The organism is Sphingomonas sp. UYP23, from assembly GCF_054059235.1.
The window spans coordinates 3,213,854-3,233,320 of the sequence record NZ_JBSSBX010000001.1; the positions used below are offsets into that span (position 1 = coordinate 3,213,854).

Annotated in this window: 17 protein-coding genes and 7 pseudogenes; 12 read left to right on the forward strand and 12 right to left on the reverse strand. The window is 63.3% G+C overall.

The features are described 5' to 3' along the window. Positions 1–33: 33 nt before the first annotated feature. Both ACVWYO_RS15850 and ACVWYO_RS15855 read right to left on the reverse strand, forming a co-directional pair. Positions 34–249, reverse strand: a pseudogene (locus ACVWYO_RS15850) (IS6 family transposase); the annotation flags it as partial. A 70-nt stretch (positions 250–319) separates the two neighbouring features. Beyond that, a pseudogene (locus ACVWYO_RS15855) lies at positions 320–578 on the reverse strand (IS6 family transposase); the annotation flags it as partial. A gap of 126 nt (positions 579–704) precedes the next feature. Here ACVWYO_RS15855 and ACVWYO_RS15860 point away from each other — a divergent pair. Both ACVWYO_RS15860 and ACVWYO_RS15865 read left to right on the forward strand, forming a co-directional pair. Then, positions 705–1,409 (forward strand): TetR/AcrR family transcriptional regulator, encoded by a 705-nt coding sequence (locus tag ACVWYO_RS15860; protein WP_457352387.1) that lies wholly within the window; start codon positions 705–707, stop codon positions 1,407–1,409. Positions 1,410–1,468: 59 nt separating this feature from the next. Continuing rightward, positions 1,469–2,589, forward strand: a protein-coding gene (locus ACVWYO_RS15865; protein ID WP_457352390.1) for an IS3 family transposase whose coding sequence is annotated in 2 segments (ribosomal slippage) — positions 1,469–1,718 and positions 1,718–2,589 — 1,122 coding nt in all. Because the reading frame shifts where the segments join, the coding sequence is not laid out codon by codon here. Between the two features lie 18 nt (positions 2,590–2,607). Here the strand turns inward: ACVWYO_RS15865 and ACVWYO_RS15870 are convergent. Next, positions 2,608–2,811 (reverse strand): annotated as a pseudogene (locus tag ACVWYO_RS15870) (DDE-type integrase/transposase/recombinase); the annotation flags it as partial. Positions 2,812–3,003: 192 nt separating this feature from the next. On the opposite strand from ACVWYO_RS15870, the gene istA reads away from it, so the two are divergent. Next, positions 3,004–4,506, forward strand: a complete 1,503-nt coding sequence (gene istA / locus ACVWYO_RS15875) for an IS21 family transposase (protein WP_457352392.1) — start codon at positions 3,004–3,006, stop codon at positions 4,504–4,506. Positions 4,507–4,511: 5 nt separating this feature from the next. Further along, the gene (gene istB / locus ACVWYO_RS15880) at positions 4,512–5,348 is read left to right on the forward strand and encodes an IS21-like element helper ATPase IstB (protein WP_457354858.1); all 837 of its coding nucleotides are present in this window, start codon (positions 4,512–4,514) and stop codon (positions 5,346–5,348) included. A 99-nt stretch (positions 5,349–5,447) separates the two neighbouring features. On the opposite strand, the pseudogene ACVWYO_RS15885 reads toward istB, so the two are convergent. Further along, positions 5,448–5,696 (reverse strand): annotated as a pseudogene (locus tag ACVWYO_RS15885) (IS6 family transposase); the annotation flags it as partial. A 126-nt stretch (positions 5,697–5,822) separates the two neighbouring features. On the opposite strand from ACVWYO_RS15885, the gene ACVWYO_RS15890 reads away from it, so the two are divergent. Further along, the gene (locus ACVWYO_RS15890; RefSeq protein WP_457352394.1) at positions 5,823–6,017 is read left to right on the forward strand and encodes a hypothetical protein; all 195 of its coding nucleotides are present in this window, start codon (positions 5,823–5,825) and stop codon (positions 6,015–6,017) included. Positions 6,018–6,084: 67 nt separating this feature from the next. On the opposite strand, the gene ACVWYO_RS15895 is transcribed toward ACVWYO_RS15890, so the two are convergent. From ACVWYO_RS15895 to ACVWYO_RS15910, 4 genes and pseudogenes are all read right to left on the reverse strand, one after another. Beyond that, positions 6,085–7,065, reverse strand: a complete 981-nt coding sequence (locus ACVWYO_RS15895; RefSeq protein WP_457352396.1) for a 2OG-Fe(II) oxygenase — start codon at positions 7,063–7,065, stop codon at positions 6,085–6,087. A gap of 72 nt (positions 7,066–7,137) precedes the next feature. Next, positions 7,138–10,377, reverse strand: a complete 3,240-nt coding sequence (locus tag ACVWYO_RS15900) for a TonB-dependent receptor domain-containing protein (protein ID WP_457352398.1) — start codon at positions 10,375–10,377, stop codon at positions 7,138–7,140. 412 nt (positions 10,378–10,789) lie between these two features. After that, a pseudogene (locus ACVWYO_RS15905) lies at positions 10,790–11,889 on the reverse strand (IS3 family transposase). 77 nt (positions 11,890–11,966) lie between these two features. Next, positions 11,967–12,305, reverse strand: a pseudogene (locus tag ACVWYO_RS15910) (DDE-type integrase/transposase/recombinase); the annotation flags it as partial. 98 nt (positions 12,306–12,403) lie between these two features. Here ACVWYO_RS15910 and ACVWYO_RS15915 point away from each other — a divergent pair. Together ACVWYO_RS15915 and ACVWYO_RS15920 are read left to right on the forward strand one after the other, a co-directional pair. Further along, complete coding sequence (locus ACVWYO_RS15915; RefSeq protein WP_457352400.1) at positions 12,404–12,628, forward strand: hypothetical protein; 225 nt, start codon at positions 12,404–12,406, stop codon at positions 12,626–12,628. Positions 12,629–12,713: 85 nt separating this feature from the next. After that, positions 12,714–12,851 (forward strand): annotated as a pseudogene (locus tag ACVWYO_RS15920) (IS3 family transposase); the annotation flags it as partial. Between the two features lie 94 nt (positions 12,852–12,945). Here the strand turns inward: ACVWYO_RS15920 and ACVWYO_RS15925 are convergent. Then, positions 12,946–13,170: a helix-turn-helix domain-containing protein gene (locus ACVWYO_RS15925; RefSeq protein WP_457352402.1), complete on the reverse strand. Its 225-nt coding sequence runs from the start codon at positions 13,168–13,170 to the stop codon at positions 12,946–12,948. Positions 13,171–13,179: 9 nt separating this feature from the next. Beyond that, the gene (locus tag ACVWYO_RS15930; protein ID WP_457352404.1) at positions 13,180–13,440 is read right to left on the reverse strand and encodes a helix-turn-helix domain-containing protein; all 261 of its coding nucleotides are present in this window, start codon (positions 13,438–13,440) and stop codon (positions 13,180–13,182) included. Positions 13,441–13,666: 226 nt separating this feature from the next. Here ACVWYO_RS15930 and ACVWYO_RS15935 point away from each other — a divergent pair, with 226 nt between their 5' ends. The 3 genes from ACVWYO_RS15935 (at position 13,667) to ACVWYO_RS15945 (ending at position 15,698) form a co-directional block, all read left to right on the forward strand. Beyond that, positions 13,667–13,813: a lmo0937 family membrane protein gene (locus ACVWYO_RS15935; RefSeq protein ID WP_457355018.1), complete on the forward strand. Its 147-nt coding sequence runs from the start codon at positions 13,667–13,669 to the stop codon at positions 13,811–13,813. Positions 13,814–14,352: 539 nt separating this feature from the next. After that, positions 14,353–14,535 carry a hypothetical protein gene (locus tag ACVWYO_RS15940; RefSeq protein WP_457352407.1) on the forward strand — a complete coding sequence of 61 codons (183 nt, stop codon included), beginning with the start codon at positions 14,353–14,355 and terminating at the stop codon, positions 14,533–14,535. Positions 14,536–14,765: 230 nt separating this feature from the next. After that, entirely contained in the window at positions 14,766–15,698 is a 933-nt protein-coding gene (locus tag ACVWYO_RS15945) for an IS5 family transposase (protein WP_457348219.1), read from the forward strand. Between the two features lie 37 nt (positions 15,699–15,735). Here the strand turns inward: ACVWYO_RS15945 and ACVWYO_RS15950 are convergent, their stop codons facing one another. Further along, positions 15,736–15,873, reverse strand: coding sequence for a hypothetical protein (locus tag ACVWYO_RS15950; RefSeq protein ID WP_457352409.1), 138 nt, complete (start codon positions 15,871–15,873; stop codon positions 15,736–15,738). Between the two features lie 18 nt (positions 15,874–15,891). On the opposite strand from ACVWYO_RS15950, the gene ACVWYO_RS15955 reads away from it, so the two are divergent. Both ACVWYO_RS15955 and ACVWYO_RS15960 read left to right on the forward strand, forming a co-directional pair. Further along, the gene (locus ACVWYO_RS15955; protein WP_457352411.1) at positions 15,892–16,074 is read left to right on the forward strand and encodes a hypothetical protein; all 183 of its coding nucleotides are present in this window, start codon (positions 15,892–15,894) and stop codon (positions 16,072–16,074) included. 180 nt (positions 16,075–16,254) lie between these two features. Then, a complete protein-coding gene (locus tag ACVWYO_RS15960) occupies positions 16,255–18,516 on the forward strand; it encodes a glycoside hydrolase family 3 C-terminal domain-containing protein (RefSeq protein ID WP_457352412.1) in 2,262 nt (753 codons plus the stop codon). A gap of 93 nt (positions 18,517–18,609) precedes the next feature. Here ACVWYO_RS15960 and ACVWYO_RS15965 read toward each other — a convergent pair whose 3' ends face one another. Continuing rightward, entirely contained in the window at positions 18,610–19,425 is an 816-nt protein-coding gene (locus ACVWYO_RS15965; RefSeq protein ID WP_457352414.1) for an IclR family transcriptional regulator, read from the reverse strand. Positions 19,426–19,467 lie beyond the last annotated feature (42 nt).

Consider the following 19,467-nt stretch of genomic DNA (forward strand, 5'->3'; position numbering starts at 1 on the left):
ACAGGACACTGCTGCGACGTTGGTCTGACAGAGCCGGATGTCGCCGGCAAAGATCGCGCCGACCCCCCCCCACCATTGCCGCACAGTCTCATGGCAACTGTCGATCCCGCGCTCGAACCGCAGATCCTCGACGTTGCGAAGCGACAGCGGGAACCGGACGTACATCATAACGACCAGTCGGATCACCTCGGGTGACGAGTTGAAGCGGCGGAACGGACTGGAGGGCAGGGCTCTCGATTTGCCGCTCATTGGACCTCGGTAGCGAACGCCTCGTTAATCTGACAGAGCCTCTTGAAGTGATGCCCATCGTTGCACGGTGACGACGTCGTCGGAATCCGCGCATGCGGTTGACCCAGCGACGCCGAATTTCGCCGACAAACGACGGTCCAAACTGCCCCTAACCAATGCCGTACCGTTTCATGGCAGATGTCGATGCCGCGCTCGAATAGCAGATCCTCCACGTTCCGCACTGAAAGTGGGAACCGCACGTACATGATGACGACAAGGCGGATCGCCTCGGGTGACGAGTTGAAGAGGCAAAATAGGGAAGGGGGAAGCGCCCTTGATCTTCGCTTCATGTCCCCTCGGTATCAGGTACCACATTTGTCTGACAGAACCGGTCTGAGCCATAGCTTGCCATTAACGCACGCTTGTTCGATTCCGACACCGGACACTTCGACAATGCTAAACTCAATTGATTTGCATTGTTCAAGCTTATTCTGGACAAGGCGATCGTGACGACGAACGAACCCAAACGCGCCGCCGGACGGCCGCGCGATACCGAAAAGACCCGCGCGATCCTTGAGGCCGCATGGGCGCTGTTTCTCGAACGCGGAGTTGGCGCGGTGTCGATCGAAGCGATCGCAGCGTGCGCCGGCGTGTCAAAGGTCACCGTCTATCGCCAGTTCGGCGACAAGCTCGCGATTTTCGAGGAGGTGATGCGGCAGGAGATGCTCAAAATCGAGGCTGCGCAGCAGGTCAAAGCTCCGTTCGATCCGACCGTCGGGCTAGAGTCCGCGCTACGAGTGTTCGGTATCGGCATGCTGTCGTTTCTGACAACTGTCCCGGCGATCGACTTCTACAAAGTCCTGTCGGGGGAATCGCGTCGTCACCCCGAACTGGCGCGGACGTTCTACGACCTCGGGCCGGGTCGCACGATCGCCAATCTGGCTGCGCTGCTTGCACGAGGCGACCCGCGCCTGTTGATACCAGACCCGCATGCCGCCGCCGAGGAGCTGTTCGGACTGTGGCAGGGGTTGAGCAATTACCAGATTGCGCTGGGGATCGACGTGGACTCATACGTCCCGTCAATCCCCACGCGTGTCTCGCGCGGGATTAGGTTGTTTATCCGAAGCTATGCCTGTGAACACGCTGTGGATGGCATCCAATATGCAGAGTCGACCGATTAGTGACGTGCTCCCCAGAAATCATGCCACTGGTAAGTTAGCTCGTCAGATGGAGACGAGTGATGCGGCGAGGCCGATTTACCGAGGATCAGATCATTGGAGTGCTGCGCGAGCATGAAGCTGGCGTGAAGACGGCGGATCTGTGCCGCAAGCACGGGATCAGCGACGCGACGTTCTACAACTGGAAGGCGAAGTATGGCGGCATGACCGTGTCGGAGGCGGCGCGGTTGCGAACGCTGGAGGACGAGAACCGACGACTGAAGAAGCTGCTGGCGGAGTCGATGCTCGACGTGTCGGCGCTGAAGGATCTGCTGGGAAAAAACTGACCCGGTCTGCGGAGCGCTACGCTGCGGTGGAGAAGCTGATGGCCGATCACGGCTTCTCCGAGCGTCGCGCCTGCAGGCTGATCGGGGTCAATCGGTCGGCATGGCAATATGAGCCGCTTCGCGGGCAGGACGATGCTGTCCGCGAGCGGATGCGCGAGATCGCGAACGAGCGACGCCGGTTCGGCTATCGACGGCTGGCGATCCTGCTCAAGCGTGAGGGCAAGGGCATGAACCTGAAGAAGGTCTATCGGCTATATCGCGAGGAGCGGCTGACGGTGCGCAAGCGTGGCGGCCGGAAGCGCGCGCTGGGCACGCGGGCACCGATGTCGATCCCGCAGGAACCCAACCAGCGCTGGTCGCTGGACTTCGTGTCGGACTCGTTGGCCTGCGGCCGGCGGTTCCGCCTGCTCAACGTCATCGACGATTACAGCCGGGAATGCCTGGCGTGCATCGTCGATACCTCTTTGTCGGGCCGGCGGGTCGTTCGCGAGCTGGGCGCCATCGCCGAACGTCGCGGGCTGCCGTGCACGGTGGTCAGCGACAATGGCACCGAGCTCACCAGTCACGCCGTCCTCGCCTGGTGCCAGGAGACCGGGGTCGAATGGCATTACATCGCGCCGGGCAAGCCGCAGCAGAACGGCTTCGTCGAAAGCTTTAATGGTCGCTTGCGCGACGAGTGCTTAAACGAGCACCTGTTCTCATCGCTGGCTGCGGCGAGACGGATCATCGGGGCATGGCGGACGGACTACAACAATGTGCGTCCGCACAGCAGCCTTGGCGGGTTGGCACCCGCCGAGTTTACCAACCGCCCCCGCCAAGGGCATATGGACACCGAAGCTAAGGTATCAGCGGCCTGAAAATGGGGAGCACGTCACTGCGCAATAGGAGTGAAGGCCATCAGTCGTGATCGCGTCCGGCGAGCCATGGCACTTCAGCTTCTTTTTCATGAAGGTCAGCGCCGCGTCTTTGTCACCCCTCCTGATGACGAAGCTTTCGAGGGTCTCGCCTTCGTGATCGACCGCGCGCCAGAGGTAGACCATCCCGCCATTCAGCTTTACGTACATCTCGTCGAGATGCCAGTTGCGGCGCGGCGATCAGGATGAGCAAAGCGCGACAAACAGGATGAGGATCGCGAGGGGCTGCGGCGGCGCAGGGCGTAGCCCGGAGCCGACGTAGCCCCTCGCGATGGCGCGTTCCTGATGGGGCGTTGCCGCTGATGATCACGGTCGGTCGGGTATTCCCGGCTTCCTCGCTCGCAGGGGAAGCCGCAGATGCCCGGTCGCCACATCAACGATCATCAGATGAGGCTCTATATGAAGTTCCGACACAGTGACGGCGTCGCGACCGCGGCTGCCAAGGCCGGGTTCAGCACGGCGAGCGGATATCGGATCGCTGGCGATCCGCGGCTGCCCTCGCAAAAGGAGGCTGTTCGGGGACGACGCCGTCCCGATCCTCTGGCCGATATCTTCGACGCCGAGGTCGTGCCGCTGCTTCGTGAAGCACCCGGCCTGCGCTCGGTCGCGGTATTCGAGGAGATGCTGCGACGCCATCCCGATCTTGGCACCGGGGTCCGGCGTACGCTCGAACGACGGATCCGCGACTGGCGGGCGCTTCATGGCGAGGAGCAGGAGGTCATCTTCCGCCAGACCCACGAACCAGGCCGGATGGGACTGTCGGACTTCACCGATATGGCCGATCTCGCGGTTACGGTCGCCGGCGTTCCCCTCGATCACCGGCTCTGTCACTTTCGTCTCGTCTGGTCGGGGTTCGAGCATGCCCATGTGATCCTCGGCGGCGAGAGCTATGCCGCACTGGCCCAAGGACTGCAGAACGCGCTGTGGGCGCTCGGCGGCAGCCCGCTCGATCATCGCACCGACAGCTTGTCGGCTGCGTTCCGCAACCTCGATGCCGACGCCCGGTCCGATCTGACCCGTCGCTATGATGCGCTGTGCGAGCATTACGGCATGACGCCGAGCCGCAACAACCGCGGCGTCGCGCACGAGAACGGATCGGTCGAGAGCGCGCACGGACATCTCAAGAAGACGATCCGCGACGCACTGCTGATGCGCGGCAGCGCCGCGTTCGACGACTTGGCCGCCTATCGGCGGTTCATCGACGAGGTGATCGCGGCCAAGAACCGCCGGGCGGCAGCACGGATCGATGCCGAGCGCGTCCACCTCAAGCTGCTACCCGACCGGCGAACCAGCGATTACGAAGAGGTGATCGTCACCGTCACCTCAAGCAGCGGCTTCACGTTGCGCAAGGTGTTCTACACCGTTCCCTCGCGGCTGATCGGGCACCGCCTGCGCGTCCGGCTCTATGACGATCTGCTCGACGTCTTCCTTGGCGCGACCAGGCTGATGACGCTTCTGCGCGGCAGGTCAGTCGGGAACGGTAAGCACGGTCACGTGGTCGACTATCGGCACGTGATCCACTCGCTGCGGCGTAAGCCGATGGCGCTCATCGGCATCGTCTACCGCGAGCAGCTGTTCCCGCGCGAGGCGTATCGGCGGATGTTCGACCGGCTCCTCGAGCAACTGCCCGACCGCATCGCCTGTCGCACGATGGTCGAGCTGCTCGCGCTTGCGCACGAGCGAGCCTGCGAGGCAGAGCTCGCCGACATCCTCGCAACCGATCTCGATGCTGGTCGGTTGCCGGACATGGCGGCGCTGCGCCGACGCTTCGCGCCGGATCCCGCAACACTCCCCGAGGTCGTCGTCACGCTGGCACCGCTCAGCACATACGATATCCTGCTGAACGGAGTGGCGGCATGACCAACATGACCCAACCGATCGACGCGCAGCGTCTGACGCTCATCCTCAATGACCTGCGTCTTCCCGCGATCAAGCACCACTGGCCCGCGATGGCCGCGCGCTCGGACAAGGAGGGCTGGCCCGCTGCCCGCTTCCTGGCCGCGCTCGCAGAGCACGAGATCGCCGAACGCGATCGACGCCGCATCGAGCGGCACCTTGGCGAGGCCAAGCTCCCACCGGGCAAAACGCTCGACAGCTTCGCGTTCGATGCCGTGCCGATGATCTCGCGTGCCCAGGTCATGGCGATCTGCGCGGGCGACGGCTGGCTCGAACAGGGCGCCAACCTCATCCTGTTCGGCCCGCCGGGCGGCGGCAAGAGTCACCTGGCTGCCGCGATCGGCCTGGCGCTCATCGAGAATGGCTGGCGCGTGCTCTTCACCCGGACCTCAGATCTCGTCCAGCGCCTCCAGGTCGCGCGTCGCGAGCTGACGCTGGAGGCCGCCATCGCCAAGCTCGATAAATACCATCTGCTGATCCTCGACGACATGGCCTACGTCACCAAGGACCAGGCTGAGACCTCGGTCCTCTTCGAACTCATCAGCGCGCGCTACGAACAACGCTCGATGCTCATCACCGCCAATCAGCCGTTCGGCGAATGGAACCGGATCTTCCCCGATCCCGCCATGACACTCGCGGCCGTCGACCGCCTTGTCCACCACGCAACCATCTTCGAGATGAACGTCGAAAGCTACCGGCGTCGTACCGCCGTCCAGCGACGTACCGGTGCTGGCAGACCGCCGACCTACGCGACAATCAAGACGGTCGAGCAATCGACGCCCAGCGACAATCAAAGCACCACATAAATCTTGCCAGCGACAAACAGACGCGCCATCCCTGTCGCGCCGCGACAATCAGTTCTCATCCTGATTGACGCGCTTCTCAACCAGATCGTCGCGCTACAGCCAGTCCCATTGCCAGAAGCCGCGCATCTGCTTAACCCGCTGCCGCCGGAAATCGTCGTTGAAGATTGGGCCGAACCGCCCACCATTGCCGCACTGTCTCATGGCAAATGTCGATCCCGCGCTCAAAACTTAGATTTTGGACGTTTCGCAGCGAGAGCGGGAACGGACATACATCATCACGACTAGTCGGATCACCTCGGGTGACGAGTTGAACCGGCGGAACGGGCTGGGGGGCAGGGCTCTCGATATGCGGCTGATTGGGCCTCGGTAGCGAACGCCCCGTTGGTCTGACATAACCGCTTTACGAACTGCTGCCTTGGAACCGGCGACTACACCCATGACTGCTCAAGGCTACGTAAACGCGGTCCTCAGTGAATGCTTACCTATTGGCGGAGCGTCAGCAATGCCGGCGTGGCGGGCGCGGGCTATGCAGCGCTGCCGGTGCTCGGCCGCGTGTCATTGGACCTGACCGCGATCTTGGTCGAGGCGACGCAGGGCTCGTGGGAGGGCTATTGGGCTATTGGGTGTCGCTCGACTATGCGTTGCCGCTTGCCGCCGCCGAAGCGCTAATTTCGCAATATGAATTGCTGACGGGGCTGGGCGGCGCATCGAGCGGGTCTGGCGATAGTCCGCGCCGTTAGGGGCGCGGCGGGTTCCAAGGGTCATAGGGCCGGGCGCGGATCCAGCGCGTCGCGAGCCGCTTGACGCCCTGCGTGACGGGCAGCCCGGCATGGATCGCGCGCTGATCGATGCGTCCGTCGGGCAGCACGTTCGAAAAGACGATCGCATCGCCGAGCCGGGGCGCGATCTTCAATCCGGTGGCGGTGAAGACCGTTTCCCCGCCGCGAAATCCCTCGTTGAGATACACTAGCACCGTCAGCACGCGCTGATTGGGCGTGCCGGTGATGGTGTCGAGGTGAGGGCGATATTGCTGGCCGGGGGCATAGCGCAGCACCGCGAGCGGCTCGCCCTGCTGGGTCTGCGTCCCGCTCGCGGCGGCAAGACGACGGGTGATCGCATGAATCGCGAGCGATTCGCGGGCAGGGCTGATCACCGCGCCGTCTGAGGTCCGGATCGGATGCTGGAGCGTCCGGCCGGTGCGCGGGTCGATCACGACTGCAGGTTGAAGCTGGGCCTCGGTCCAATCGATGATGTGCGTGCATTCGGCCGGGCTGAGCAGCGCGGGGTATCGCCGGACATCGATCGTCGCGCCGAGGGGCTCGGCTTCGGGGAGGGACAAGGGGTCGCCGGTTTCGCTCAGCGACATCGCGGCCACCAGCGCTTCGTGCTGCGCGGCGACAGGATCGGTCCTCGCCGATTGCGCCAGCAAAGCGAGCGCCTTGCGCCAGTCTGCCGGCGCTCCGGCCCCGGTCGCGGTCAGCGCGATCTCGATAATTGCCGCATTGCAGTGCCCGGTCGCGACACAGCGCTTCAGCACCGCCCGCGCGCGCGGAAGGTCGCGCGGCGTCGGGTCGCCCGCGAGAAGCCAGATCGCCAGCGTGAACAGCGCGTCGCTCTGCCCTGCGGCGGCGGCCTGCTCGATGATCGAGATGGCGCTCGAACGATTGCCGGTTGCCAGAAGTGCGTTGGCCTGGCCTACGCTATCGAAGGCGCTCATCGACGTTCGCTAGCACAAAAAAAGGGCCGGCGAAACATCGCCGGCCCCGTGTCGAGGTTGATCGGGATCCGATCAGAACTTCGCGGTGAAGCCCGCATAGAAGCGACGGCCAATCGATTCGAAGATGCCCGAACCCCCGCCTATGCCGGTCGAACCCAGCGGCGGCGCCTGGTTGGTCAGGTTATCGACGCCGAAGTAGAAGTTCGAACCGCCCTTAATGTTGAAGCCCAGGCGAGCGTTCATGTAAACGACGTCGGGGTAGAACGCGGTCGTGAAATCGTCGAGGTTCTGCGGCTGACGGCCCTGAAACGTCTCGTGATTTTCGATCGCGCCGACCGCCTGCTTCGACAGGTAGCGGATCTCGTAGCTCGCGAAGATCGGGCCGGTTTCGCCCGTCAGCGTCAGGTTGGCCGCATCGCGCGGTGTTCCGAGTTCACCCAGTGTGGTGTCGGCAAAGCCGGGCTGGGTCGGATCGGTGTACGAGTTGTTCTGCGTCGAATGCGTGTACACCGCATGTGCGCCAAGCGTCGTACCCCCGAAACGATGCGAATAGGCGACATCGACGTCGATACCGCTCACCGCGAGCTTGGCGTAGTTCAGCACGGTCTGCTGCAGGCTGCCTTCGATGATCCGGAACGGATTGCCGGTTACCGTGCCCGACGAATTGTCACGCGTGAACAGGGCGCAGAACTGGTTGTTCGTCGTCGGCGAATCGTAGCAGCTGTTGGCGATCCCCTGTGCGCTCGGCGCGGTGATCACGTTGTTCACCCGGATCTTATAGTAATCGACCGAGATCGTCAGGCCCGGCACAATGCGCGGCTTGAGCACCACGCCGTACGTGTACGAGTCCGACGTTTCCGGAGTCAGATCGGGGTTGCCGCCGCTGACAATCTCCAGCGACTGCGAATACTGGAAGTTGTACGGGTTCGCACCGCCGGTCGGGATGCCGGCCGCTGCGCAATTGGCGGCGCGATATTGCGTCCCACTTGCGATATTCACGGCCGAGCACGGATCGGCGAAGCCCGGCGCGAAGTTTTGCCCCTGAGGCGAGTAGAGATCCGATAGGTTCGGGGCACGGACCGCGCGCGCATAGTTCACGCGGAAGCGGATGTCGCGGATCGGCGCCCAGTCCCCGCCCACGTTGTAGGTGTAGGTCGTGCCGGCCGAACCCTTATAGTTCGAGATACGACCCGCCGCATTGATTTCAAACGTGTTGGCGAAGGGCAGGTCCTTCAGGACCGGCAAGCGAAGCTCACCGTAAGCTTCCTTCACTTCGAACGACGGCGGGTTGAACACCGGAATCGAGTTATAGAAGGTGTAACCCGCCTCGACCAACGGATCCTGACGGTAGAACGCCGTCTCGCGACGATATTCGCCACCGATCGCAAAGCCGATAGGGCCGCCCGGCAGGTTGAAGAACTGACCGGTATTGCCGCCGACAAAGGCGTTGATGTCGAGCTGCGTAATCTTGCCAGCCGAAATCGTGTCCTGGAGGATGTAGTTCTTGGCGGCCTGCGACGGGCTGCCAACGCCGAACGGGTTCAGCGGCTGGCAGGCGGCGATGTCGGCGTTGAGAATCGACTGGTTCGGCACGTTGCCGAAATCCTCGGCGCGGGCCGGATTGAGCTGTGCGGCGCAGACGATCTGCCCCGATGCGTTGCGCGTAGTGTCGAGGGCGAGGAGTTCGCGCTGGACGTTGACGTTGCCGAGCACCTTGGTCTTCTCGTCGAACTCGCCATAGTTGACCGAGACTTCGTAGTTCCAGTCCTTGTTGAACACGCCCTTGACGCCGCCGACGAAGCGATACGTCTCTCGCTTAGCCTGCTCGGACCTAACCCCGAAATCGGTCAGGTTCTTGCGGAGGATAAAGCGATAGCTGCCGCTGTTGACCTGCGCGAGCAGAGTTGCCGCCTGCGCCGGGGTTATCGCGGCGCCCGTGGTGGGGTTCTGCCCATTGTTGATCGACGCGATCGCCTGCGCCGAAATGACGCCGCGCGCCTGTGCGCTCAGATACGGGTTGTCTAGCCGCGGACGCTCATACAGCGCGTCGAGCGTCGAACCGGTGAAGAATGCCGGGCCACTGCTGCCCTGGCCGTACGAGTCGGTGCGGACGTACTTGGCCTCGACGAACGGCACGAACGCGTCTGAAATATCGAAATGGCCGATCAGGTTCGCCGAATAACGGCTGAGGGCTGGCGTGATCTGGACGAGATCGCCCTCGCGGCGGGTGTTGCCGTTGCCGCCGATGAAGCTGCCGGCCGGCGTTGCGCTTGGAGCGGTTGCGCTGCCGCCCGAAATACCGACACGGGTGCCGGTCTGCGAAACAAGTGTGCCGTCAGGCTGGAACAGGAAGTTGCAGGTGAAGGCACGGCCGTCCTTGTCGCGGCCGCATGGTGCGATTGCTGTCGAGCTGAGCGGGCCGGCGAAGGTGACGAGGCCGCCATCGCTGATGCTCGAGCTGCGGATGTCGTGAAAGAACGACGCATCCGGGTTGCCGTCATTGTTGATCGTCAGGTTTGGCTGCGTCGTGCCGAGGCCGGCCTGATCGGTGTCGACCGTCAGGAAGCCCGAGGCGGTGCGCAGGCGCGTGCGGTCCGACGCATACAGGATGTTCTGCCGCGCATATTCGAGATCAACCGCGATATTGCCGCGGCCGCCGGCGAAATTCTTGCCGGCAAGGATGCTGCCATAATACGTGCCGGCGTCGCTATATTGCGAGATGCCGCCCTGGCCGCGAACCTGAACGCCCTGGTAGTGATCCTTCAGTACGAAGTTGACGACGCCCGCGAGCGCGTCCGAGCCGTACACGGCCGAGTTGCCGCCGGTGACCACGTCGACGCGTTCGATCAGGTCGGTCGGGAAGGTGTTGGTGTCGGGCGACACCGCGTTGTTGAGAATGTCCGAGCCGACGTGGCGACGTCCGTTGACGAGCACGAGCGTACGCTGCGTGCCAAGGCCGCGCAGATCGAGCAGGTTGAGGCCCGACGTGCCGAGGAAGCGTGTCGAGTTCGACTGGCTGAAGGTGCTCTGCAGCTGCGGAAGGTCGTTCAGCACGTCACCGATCGAGACCTGTGCGGTCTGGCGCAGTTCCTGGGCGCTGACGCTGCTGATCGGAATCGTCGAATTGTCGTTCGGCCGCGTGATGCGCGAACCCGTCACGACGATTTCCTTGTTCGATGCCTCATCCTGATCATCGGCCTGGCCGGCGTCGGCCGGTGATCCGATCGGAGCCGTCTGCGCCATGGCGGCCAGCGGGAAGCCCGCCAGAACGCCAACGAGCGCAGTCGCACCCAAGAGCTTCTTGATATTCATATAAAACGCCCCACTTGTTTCGGCTTGTTCGCCTTCGACTGGGGCAGTGAAACTTTTTTGCGCTCGGCATGCAAGGCTACATGAACGCCAGATGACTGCTCCGTTCAGAATGTAACTAAATGTTGCAGGATTGTCACATAATCGGGTTCGGTTCACAGCGCTCACACGCTTATCGGTGGACGCACAGCGCGGTTCCCATCCCTCTGTAATACAAGGCGTTGTAAGGTTTTTTACGTCGCGCTTTCCCATCTCGTAGGCCAGGGTGATGAGCACGCGCACGCCTTAAGCGTCGATCGGGAGGCCGATCGCGACTGATCTACCCTCCGCTGAGTGGTCCAGAGCCTATGATAGTCTGGACAGCGAAAGAGGGTTCTACGGTTTCTCATCCGGTTCGAAGGTGAGTTTCCGGCGTTCATTCGGCCGCGATCTTGGCCGCGGCAGCAGCATATTCGATCGGCGTCAGCCAGCCAAGCGATGTGTGAGGACGGGCTCTCGTTATAATCCCGCCGCCAGGCGTCGATCTTGGCTCGTGCGTCTTCCAGCGATAAAAACCAATGCGTGTTGAGGCACTCGTCGCGCAGGCGGCCATTAACCGGTTCCACGAACGCATTGTCCGTCGGCTTGCCCGGACGGCTGAAGTCGAGCGTGACGCCGTTCTCATATGCCCAGCGATCGAGCGCCTTCGAGATGAACTCAGAAGCATTGTCCATCCGAATAGTCCTGGGCGCACCACGCGACAGCGTGATGCGCGTCATCGCCTCGACCACCTGCTCGCCTTTAATGCCCTGACCCACATCGATCGCCAGCGCCTCGCGTGTGAAGGCGTCCACCACCGTCAGTGCGCGCAGCCGACGCCCGTTGAACAGCGCGTCCGAGACGAAGTCCATCGACCACATCTCGTTCGCCGCCAAAGCCGCGGGTTGTCGCTCGCGGTTGGCAGCGCTGACGTTCCGCCGGGGTCGCTTGAGCCGAAGGCTCAGAGCATCGTCCCGGTAAAGCCGGTAGACACGCGTGTGGTTAACCAACCATCCTTCCCCGCGCAGCATGATGTAGATCCTGAAGTAGCCGTACCGCGTCCGCGTCGCTGCAAGATCACGGAAGCGCAGCAGCAGCGGTGCCTGATCGGGCCGGTGCGACTGGTATCGAACCGACGACCGATCAACGCTCAGCGCCAGACAACTGCGCCGTTCGCTCACACCATGAGACGCCTGAACGTGCGCGACCACTTCGCGCCGCCGCCCAGGCGTCAGAGCTTTTTTGACAAACGTCCTGCAGGATATGCTTGTCGAGGCCGAGGTCCGCGACCAGCTGCTTGAGCTTGCGGTTCTCCTCCTCGAGCAACTTCAGGCGCCGCAACTCACCCACGCCGAGCCCCCCATAGACCTTCTCCCAGCGTTAAAACGTCTGCTCCGAAATCCCCATCCGACGCATCAGCTCCGCCACCGGCGTACCCGTCTCCGCCTGCTTCAGCGCGAACGCGGTCTGCTCGTCAGTATACTTCGACTTCTTCATATCCAGCTCCTCGCCCGCAGGCTCTACAGGGCCGGAAAACTCTCGCTCAAACTCGAGGAAAAAATAGGGGGGGCGTCAATCTCGCCTTCGTGATCGACGGCGCGCCAAAGGCAAACCATCTCGCCATTGAGCTTCACGTACATCTCGACGAGATGCCAGCGCCAGTGTCGAAAGCCGCGCATCCGGTCGACTCGCTGCCGCCGGATGTAGCGGGCGAAGATTGGGCCGAACCGCCCCCACGATTGCAGCACCGTCTCATAGCAAATGTCGATCCCGGACTCGAACAGCAGATTCTTGACGTTTCGAAGCGACAGCGGGAACCGGACATACATGATCACGACCAGTCGGGTCACCTCGGGTGAGGAGTTGAACCGGCGGAACGGGCTGGGGGGCAGGGCTCTCGATTTGCGGCTCATTGGGCCACGGTAGCGAACGCCTGGTTGGTCTGACAGAGCCGAAGGGTCATGGGCTTGCGCGGCATGGAGGCCTCCTCGATGCGAGTCGGGAGAGCAAGATGCTGCGCCCGAATCTGCGGAGCCGAAATGGGGCGCGTTGCCCGCAGCAGCTTTACCAAGTCAACCAGCGCGCCAATATCGACGTAGGGAGCCGCTCGAAACGCACCTTGGCGCAAATCCCGCGATCGAACATCCATGCCGGAACCGAAGGACAGCGCTCCGACACCGAACCGCCGATACTGCAGCGGAAGATGTTCACGTCCACCCGCTCGACGGTCTCATGAATGTGAAGCTGACGGCCGGCCCAGAGATGCCACCGATAGAGAACCTCTCGAACATCGGTCCCGTGGGCGTTCCGTCGCCGCGTTGTACAACACAGTCCGTCCGCACAGCAGCCTTGGCTACCGACCACCGGCCCCGGAAACGGCTTCATCGCCATATCCGGCCTCCGTTTCCGCTTCGCTCCACCTTCGTCCGGATATGGCGGCAGCGAGCATAATCCAATAACAATAATGCCGGTCCACGCGAAGGGGGCAGGTCACCCAGCGCCGGGTGATACCGTTTTCCTGACCGACCCGCGCCTCGTCCTGCCACCAAAGCTCTATCGGCGTGCCGCGCGGGAGGCGTGCCCGGCTCGCTGCCACCTGGGTGGGGAAGTTTTTTTACAGGTCGGGATGGCATCATCGTCTTGCGCATGGTGGCGTGTTTGCGCCGACAGCTTGCGATATTCAATGGCCCGAAGCTCCCGGCTCAATGTCTGCTTGCTGATCGCGATTTCGAACTCGTCCCACACCCACTGTGCCAGATCGATCAAGCGCCAACGCACGACACCGTGCTAAGCCGGCGTAGGACCGCTCTCGACGATCTGCGCCAGCGCGCTGCGCTGCGGGTCATCGAGCAGCGGCATGCCAGCCGGCGGCGGCACGTCGATCAGCCCGTCAGACCCGGCAGCGTTGAACCGCAACACCCAGTCGCGAACCGTCTGGAGACCAACGCCGCCAAGCTGCGCCGCATCGCTGCGCGTCCTGCTCTCATAAATTGCCGCAAGCGCCAGCAGCCGACGCACCTGGTCCGCGTCTCGGCTCGATCGCGCCAAGGCCAGCATCCTCGCCGCCATGAAATCCAATCGAAGCGCCACCGCCGCTGCCATCGCAAACCTATCCTGGGTCTCGACCATTGAATCGAACTTCAAACGCTTTGGGAATCCCTCATGGTCAGCCCTCGCGGGATTTGGTATTGAGTGCCAAGGAACACTTTCTGTTTCGCTCGCGTTTTGGCTTCAGAAGGATGCTGTTGTGGCATCCGCCGATCGGAGGCTTCCCATGCTCTGGACCATCGCCGCAATTCTCGTCGTTCTCTGGATCCTTGGGTTCGCCGTGCATATCGGGGGAGGGTTAATCCATCTTCTGCTGGTAGCTGCGGTGATTGTGGTAATCTACAACCTGCTGAGCGGCCGTCGCGCGGTATAGGTAGTATAACAGGCGCCGCTGACCCGACGTATTTAACAGCGCGGCGCGGAAGGACGACCCACCCTCTTTCGCCGTTCTGCTATCGACTTTCCGGAAATGGGTGTCAGCCGACTGGCCGATTCTGCGCTGCTGCGTCCATGCAATACTTTTGATTTGCATCAGGAACGACCGGGTTTGGTGGACTGGCGACAGGCAAATTTTCCAATATGTCCGTCCGCTTGAAAACGTAAAGAGTGAGAGGTTCGAGCGGACGGAACGGCAGGGTGAGACCGGCCGCCTTGCCTTCCTGTGGGCAGATCTCCGAAGATATCGGCGTTTCACAGACCTCTGTACGTCTGCGGGCCCGCGGTGAGTTACCACTCGTTTAACATGAGCGTCAGGGCTCTTCGCAAATCTTCCACCCTACAGGATGAGCGATGCGGATCCGGGAAAAACCCTTTTTCAAGTTGCCGCGCCTGTTCGACCGCCTGAACGGTAAAACAGCAGAACCGTCTCGCCGAGAGAGCTAAGAAGCGCACGGGCGGATAGCGACGCTGCTGGTGGCCGAATTCGAAGCGCATTCCAACGGCTGGTTCTGGCAGACCGATGTCGGAGGAAACATCACCTATCTGACGACGAAGGTCGCCGTGTTGTTTCAGTCGCTTGGCCTAGACAGCAACCGATCGATCGCCCAGGCTCATCCAAATTCGCGTTTTAACGGCCTAAAAACGCGAATCGATTGAATTGAGCGTCTTAAGCATTCAATTGCCGACGTAAATTGTGACATATTTCGATTAAGCCATGGAAAATACCATAGCTTTGAAATCTGCTCGCGTTCTAATCCGGGACACGTATTCAAATGTGGCACTTTCCATCGGCTGCCGTATGTCACCTCTCGATAGTCTGGGACGGCTTTGTTGCAAAACTGATGGCGGGGATTCACGCAGGGAATCGAGCGGTATAGATAGGCGTAATGCCCAAACCTGCCGCACCTGTGTATCGTACGACGAACTGGCCTGAGTATAATGCGGCGCTGAAGCGGCGTGGGTCGCTGGAAATATGGTTTGATCCGGAGATGCACTGGCTTTCGAAGCCGTGTGGTCGCCCTGGTCGCCCGATGCGGTTTTCAGACAGCGCGATAGAGCTGTGCCTGACGCTGAAGACGCTGTTCAACCTGCCTTTGCGGCAAGTGACGGGGTTGGTTTCGAGCCTGATCAAAATGGCGGGGCTGGATTGGTCGGTGCCGGATTATACGACGCTGTGCCGACGGCAGAAGACGTTGAAGGTCAACCTCGGCGGGCGGATCAGCTCGGGCGGACTGCACCTGCTGGTCGACAGCACCGGGATCAAAATGACGGGAGAAGGCGAGTGGAAGACGCGCAAACACGGACCGTCCTACCGTCGCCAGTGGCGCAAGGTGCATCTCGGGATTGATGCTGGGACGCTGGATATCCGGGCCATTGAGGTCACGACGAATGCCATTGGTGACGCACCGACGCTGCCCGTTCTCCTGGCGCAAATTCCCGGAGACGAGCGGATACTCAGCGTCGGCGGAGATGGCGCTTATGATACCAGGGACTGCCATGCCGCTATTGCCGGGCGCGGTGCCGATGCGGTCATCCCGGTCCGCCGCAACGGGCAACCATGGGCAGAAGGCGGTCCCGGCGTCGATGCACGCAATGGAGCGCTACGCGCGACAAAGCGGCTTGGTCGCGCAATCTGGAAAAAGTGGAGCGGCTATCATCGCCGCAGTCTGGTCGAGACCAAAATGCACTGCTTCAAACTCCTGGGCCAGCGCGTTGTCGCCCGCACCTTCGATCGTCAGATTACCGAGCTCAAAGTCCGTGCTGCAATTCTCAATCGGTTCTCCGAAATAGGAACGCCGGTGACCGTCCGCATCCAATAACATCTTCAAGTAAAACGTCGGTCATGCTCTCGCGTAATTATGCAACAAAGCCCCCGAACAGGCGCAGAAGGAAATCGCCAAGCAGCTCCCCCCGCTCGCCCGCGGTGGCACCGAGGGTGCGCAGGCCGAGAGCCGGATCGTCGATATCGTCGCCGCGCAGCGCAAGGTCAGCCATCCCGAGGCGCAGGCCCAAGTGACGCGCGCCAAGGCGCAGTTCGTCAAGACCAAGAACGACACGATCGCCACCGCCAAGTCGGCGACCGACACCGCTGCCGGTGTGGCAGCCGGCACGTCGTTCATGCTGGTGATCGCGCTGCTGATCGGCGCGGGTGCTGCGAGCTTCGGTGCTACCGCCGCGACGCGCCGCCGCGTCTGATGTCGGTGACAGTGCCACCCGATCGCGGGTGGCACTGTTCTCTCATGGGAAGAAGTGCCGCCCATCTGCCATTGCTCGATCGGGTAAGCCGTTTACCTGTCAAAGATGCGCGCATATACGAGCACGCGTCGGCGCACGGTCTCGATCACGATGCGACGCCCATCGAGAGAGGATTTCTTCATGACGCTTCGTGTCGCCGCCATGCCCTTGCTGTTGGTCGCTGCCAGCGCGTCCGCGCAGGTCGCCGCGCCGCCGCCGCCGGCCAAGGTCGCGCCGGTTGCAGGAACGCCGGTGCTCCCCGCGTGGACCAAGCCCGCACTCCGCGGTGCATGGAACGATGCCAAGCTCGACCCTGATACGCGCGCCAAGGCGCTGGTTTCGGCAATGACGCGCGACGAGAAGCTGACCATGGTGTTCGGCTATTTCGCCACCGATTTTCCGGTATCGATGTATAAGGCCCCGGCCGGGGCGCGTGCCGGTTCCGCCGGCTATGTCCCCGCGATCGCACGGCTCGGCATTCCCGCGCAGCACCAGACCGATGCCGGCATCGGCGTCGCGACGCAGGGCGGCGCGGCGGTCAAGCGCGAGCGCACCGCACTGCCGTCGAACCTCGCGATCGCCGCCAGCTGGGACGTCGCGATCGCGCATGCCGGCGGCGCGATGATCGGCGACGAGGCGCGTCGCTCGGGCTTCAACGTGATGCTCGCGGGCGGGGTCGACCTGCTGCGCGAACCGCGCAACGGGCGCAATTTCGAATATGGCGGCGAGGATCCGCTGCTCGCCGGGACGATCGTTGCCGAGCAGGTGCGCGGCATCCAGTCGAACCATGTCATTTCGACGATCAAGCATTATGCCTTCAACGACCAGGAAACCGATCGCAACGCCGGCAATTCGCTGATCGAGCACAGCGCCGCGCGCGTGTCCGACCTGCTCGCCTTCCAATTGGCGATCGAGCGCGCCGATCCGGCCTCGATCATGTGCTCGTACAACCGCGTCGATGGTGCCTATGCCTGCGAGAATAGCTGGCTGCTGACCGACGTGCTGCGCACCGACTGGGGCTTCAAGGGCTATGTAATGAGCGACTGGGGCGCGACGCACAGCACCGTCGCCGCGGCCAATTCCGGGCTCGACCAGGATTCGGGCTTTCCGTTCGACACGCAGCCGTTCTTCGGCGCACCGCTCCGCGCGGCGCTCGACAGCGGGGCGGTGGCGCCCGCGCGGCTCGACCTGATGACGCACCGCATCCTGCGCGCGATGTTCGCGCAAGGCATCTTCGAACATCCCGTCAGCGAACAGCCGATCGATTATCCCGCGCATGCTGCGGTAACGCGCGCTGCGGCGGAGGCGGGCGCCGTGCTGCTCAAGAATAGCGGTGACCTGCTCCCCCTCGCTGCGAGCGCCAAGCGGATCGTCGTGATCGGCGGTCACGCCGACAAGGGCGTGCTCGCGGGCGGTGGATCGTCGCTGGTCTATCCGGTCGGCGGCAATGCCGTGCCAGGGTTGCTGCCGACATCGTGGCCCGGCCCGATCATGTATTATCCCTCGTCGCCGCTCGACGAGATCAAGCGCCGCGCGCCGGGGGCAGAGATAGCCTTTGCCGATGGCAGCGATCCCGCCGCTGCCGCCGCACTGGCGCGCGGGGCCGATGTCGTGATCGTCTTCGCGACGCAGTGGCAGGGGGAATCGTTCGACGTGCCGATGGCGCTCGACGGCGCGCAGGATGCGCTGATCGACGCGGTCGGCACGGCCAATCGCAAGACCGTCGTCGTGCTCGAAACGGGCAGCCAGGTGGCGATGCCGTGGCTCGGCAAGGTCGGCGCGGTGCTCGAGGCGTGGTATCCCGGCACCGCCGGCGGCGCGGCGATCGCCAATCTGCTGTTCGGCACGACCAATCCGTCGGGCCGCTTGCCGATGACCTTCGCCAGCAGCGTCGACCAGCTGCCCGACCCGGCCAAGCCGCACGCCGGCGACGTCGTCTACACGGAAGGCGCAGCGGTCGGCTACAAATGGTTCGACGCCAAGGCGATCACACCGCTATTCGCCTTCGGGCACGGCCTGTCCTACACGCGCTTCGCGACCGACGGCCTGACAGCGATCGCCGCGAACGGCGCGCTGACCGCACGCTTCACCGTGCGCAACACCGGCGCGCGCGCCGGCGCGACAGTGCCGCAGATCTATGTCGCGCCGGTCGCAGGCGGATGGGAAGCGCCCAAGCGGCTCGGCGGTTTCACCAAGGTCGCGCTGGCGCCAAGCGCGCGCCAGACGGTATCGGTATCGGTCGATCCGCGCTTGCTCGCGACGTGGGACGAGGCCGGGCACCAGTGGCGGATCGCGGGTGGACGCTACAAGGTGATGCTCGCGGATTCAGCGACCGACATTCGCCAGACGGTAATCGTCAGCGTGCCGGCGCGGACGATGCCGGCGACGTGGCGCGCGCGCTAGGTTCAACGGAACCGTCGCCCCGGCACGAGGCCGGGGGGACGGCGGGGGGGCTGATGGGATCAACGCGAGCATGATCCTATCAGCGTCAGCGCCTCACAATCGCTCGTCGCTCGGTACCAGCTGCGCGGCGATGGTCTTCGTTGCCGCGACCAGCATCAGCGCGACATGCTCCGCGCTGTGGATCGGCTCGCGCCGCTCGAGATAGGGGACGGTGAGCGCCGCCGCCGCCGCGCCGCCGCGCATGATCGGCGCCGAAATGTCGGTCACGCTGCTGACCAGCGGACTTTGCGTCAGCTCGACCTGGTGAGCGCGGACCGCATCGGCGCGGGTGCGGAACGCGACCAGCGCGTCCTTGCCGAGTTTCGGTGCAAACAGACCCTCCCAGCGCCGGCGCACCTCTTCGGGCTGGAAGGCATAGAGCACGACGCCCGACGCGGTGCTCGGGATCGGCCGACGATAGCCGACGCGCACCGAGAAGCCGACCTGCTCGCCCGATTCGACGCGCGCGACAACGACCATCTCGCCGCGGCTGTGGAAGGCGAGGTGGCACGATTCGCCCGAATCCTGCACCAATTGCCGCATTACGGGGAGCGCCAGCTCGACCAGATTGCGCGTGCGCGGCTGGCGCATGCCGAGCGCGAACAGCCGGTCGGTCAGGCGATAACCTTCCGAGCCGACATCGTGATCGATATAGCCGCGGAATTGCAGGACCTGCACCATGCGGTGAAGTTCGCCGCGCGACCGGTCGAGCTGGTCGGCGATTGCCGCTAGCGGCAGCGGGTCGGTCGCGTCGGCGAGCAGCTCGAGAATGTCGAGCCCCTTTTCCAGCGCTGGCGCCTTGTAACGCCGGTCTTCCCCATCCTGATCGTCCGACAGATCGTTGATCGGATCGCCTGCCTGCTCGTCCATGCCCCACCCCGTTCGGTACGCGTTCGCGCGCCGCGCTCCGTC

Bases quoted from the DNA above. Each gene is read 5' to 3' on its own strand.
- istA (WP_457352392.1), top strand. From the start codon at position 3,004: ATGCCCGGTCGCCACATCAACGATCATCAGATGAGGCTCTATATGAAG.
- istB (WP_457354858.1), top strand. From the start codon at position 4,512: ATGACCCAACCGATCGACGCGCAGCGTCTGACGCTCATCCTCAATGAC.
- ACVWYO_RS15890 (WP_457352394.1), top strand. From the start codon at position 5,823: ATGCTTACCTATTGGCGGAGCGTCAGCAATGCCGGCGTGGCGGGCGCG.
- ACVWYO_RS15895 (WP_457352396.1), bottom strand. From the start codon at position 7,065: ATGAGCGCCTTCGATAGCGTAGGCCAGGCCAACGCACTTCTGGCAACC.
- ACVWYO_RS15900 (WP_457352398.1), bottom strand. From the start codon at position 10,377: ATGAATATCAAGAAGCTCTTGGGTGCGACTGCGCTCGTTGGCGTTCTG.
- ACVWYO_RS15915 (WP_457352400.1), top strand. From the start codon at position 12,404: ATGCTGCGCCCGAATCTGCGGAGCCGAAATGGGGCGCGTTGCCCGCAG.
- ACVWYO_RS15935 (WP_457355018.1), top strand. From the start codon at position 13,667: ATGCTCTGGACCATCGCCGCAATTCTCGTCGTTCTCTGGATCCTTGGG.
- ACVWYO_RS15945 (WP_457348219.1), top strand. From the start codon at position 14,766: ATGCCCAAACCTGCCGCACCTGTGTATCGTACGACGAACTGGCCTGAG.
- ACVWYO_RS15950 (WP_457352409.1), bottom strand. From the start codon at position 15,873: ATGGCTGACCTTGCGCTGCGCGGCGACGATATCGACGATCCGGCTCTC.
- ACVWYO_RS15960 (WP_457352412.1), top strand. From the start codon at position 16,255: ATGACGCTTCGTGTCGCCGCCATGCCCTTGCTGTTGGTCGCTGCCAGC.
- ACVWYO_RS15965 (WP_457352414.1), bottom strand. From the start codon at position 19,425: ATGGACGAGCAGGCAGGCGATCCGATCAACGATCTGTCGGACGATCAG.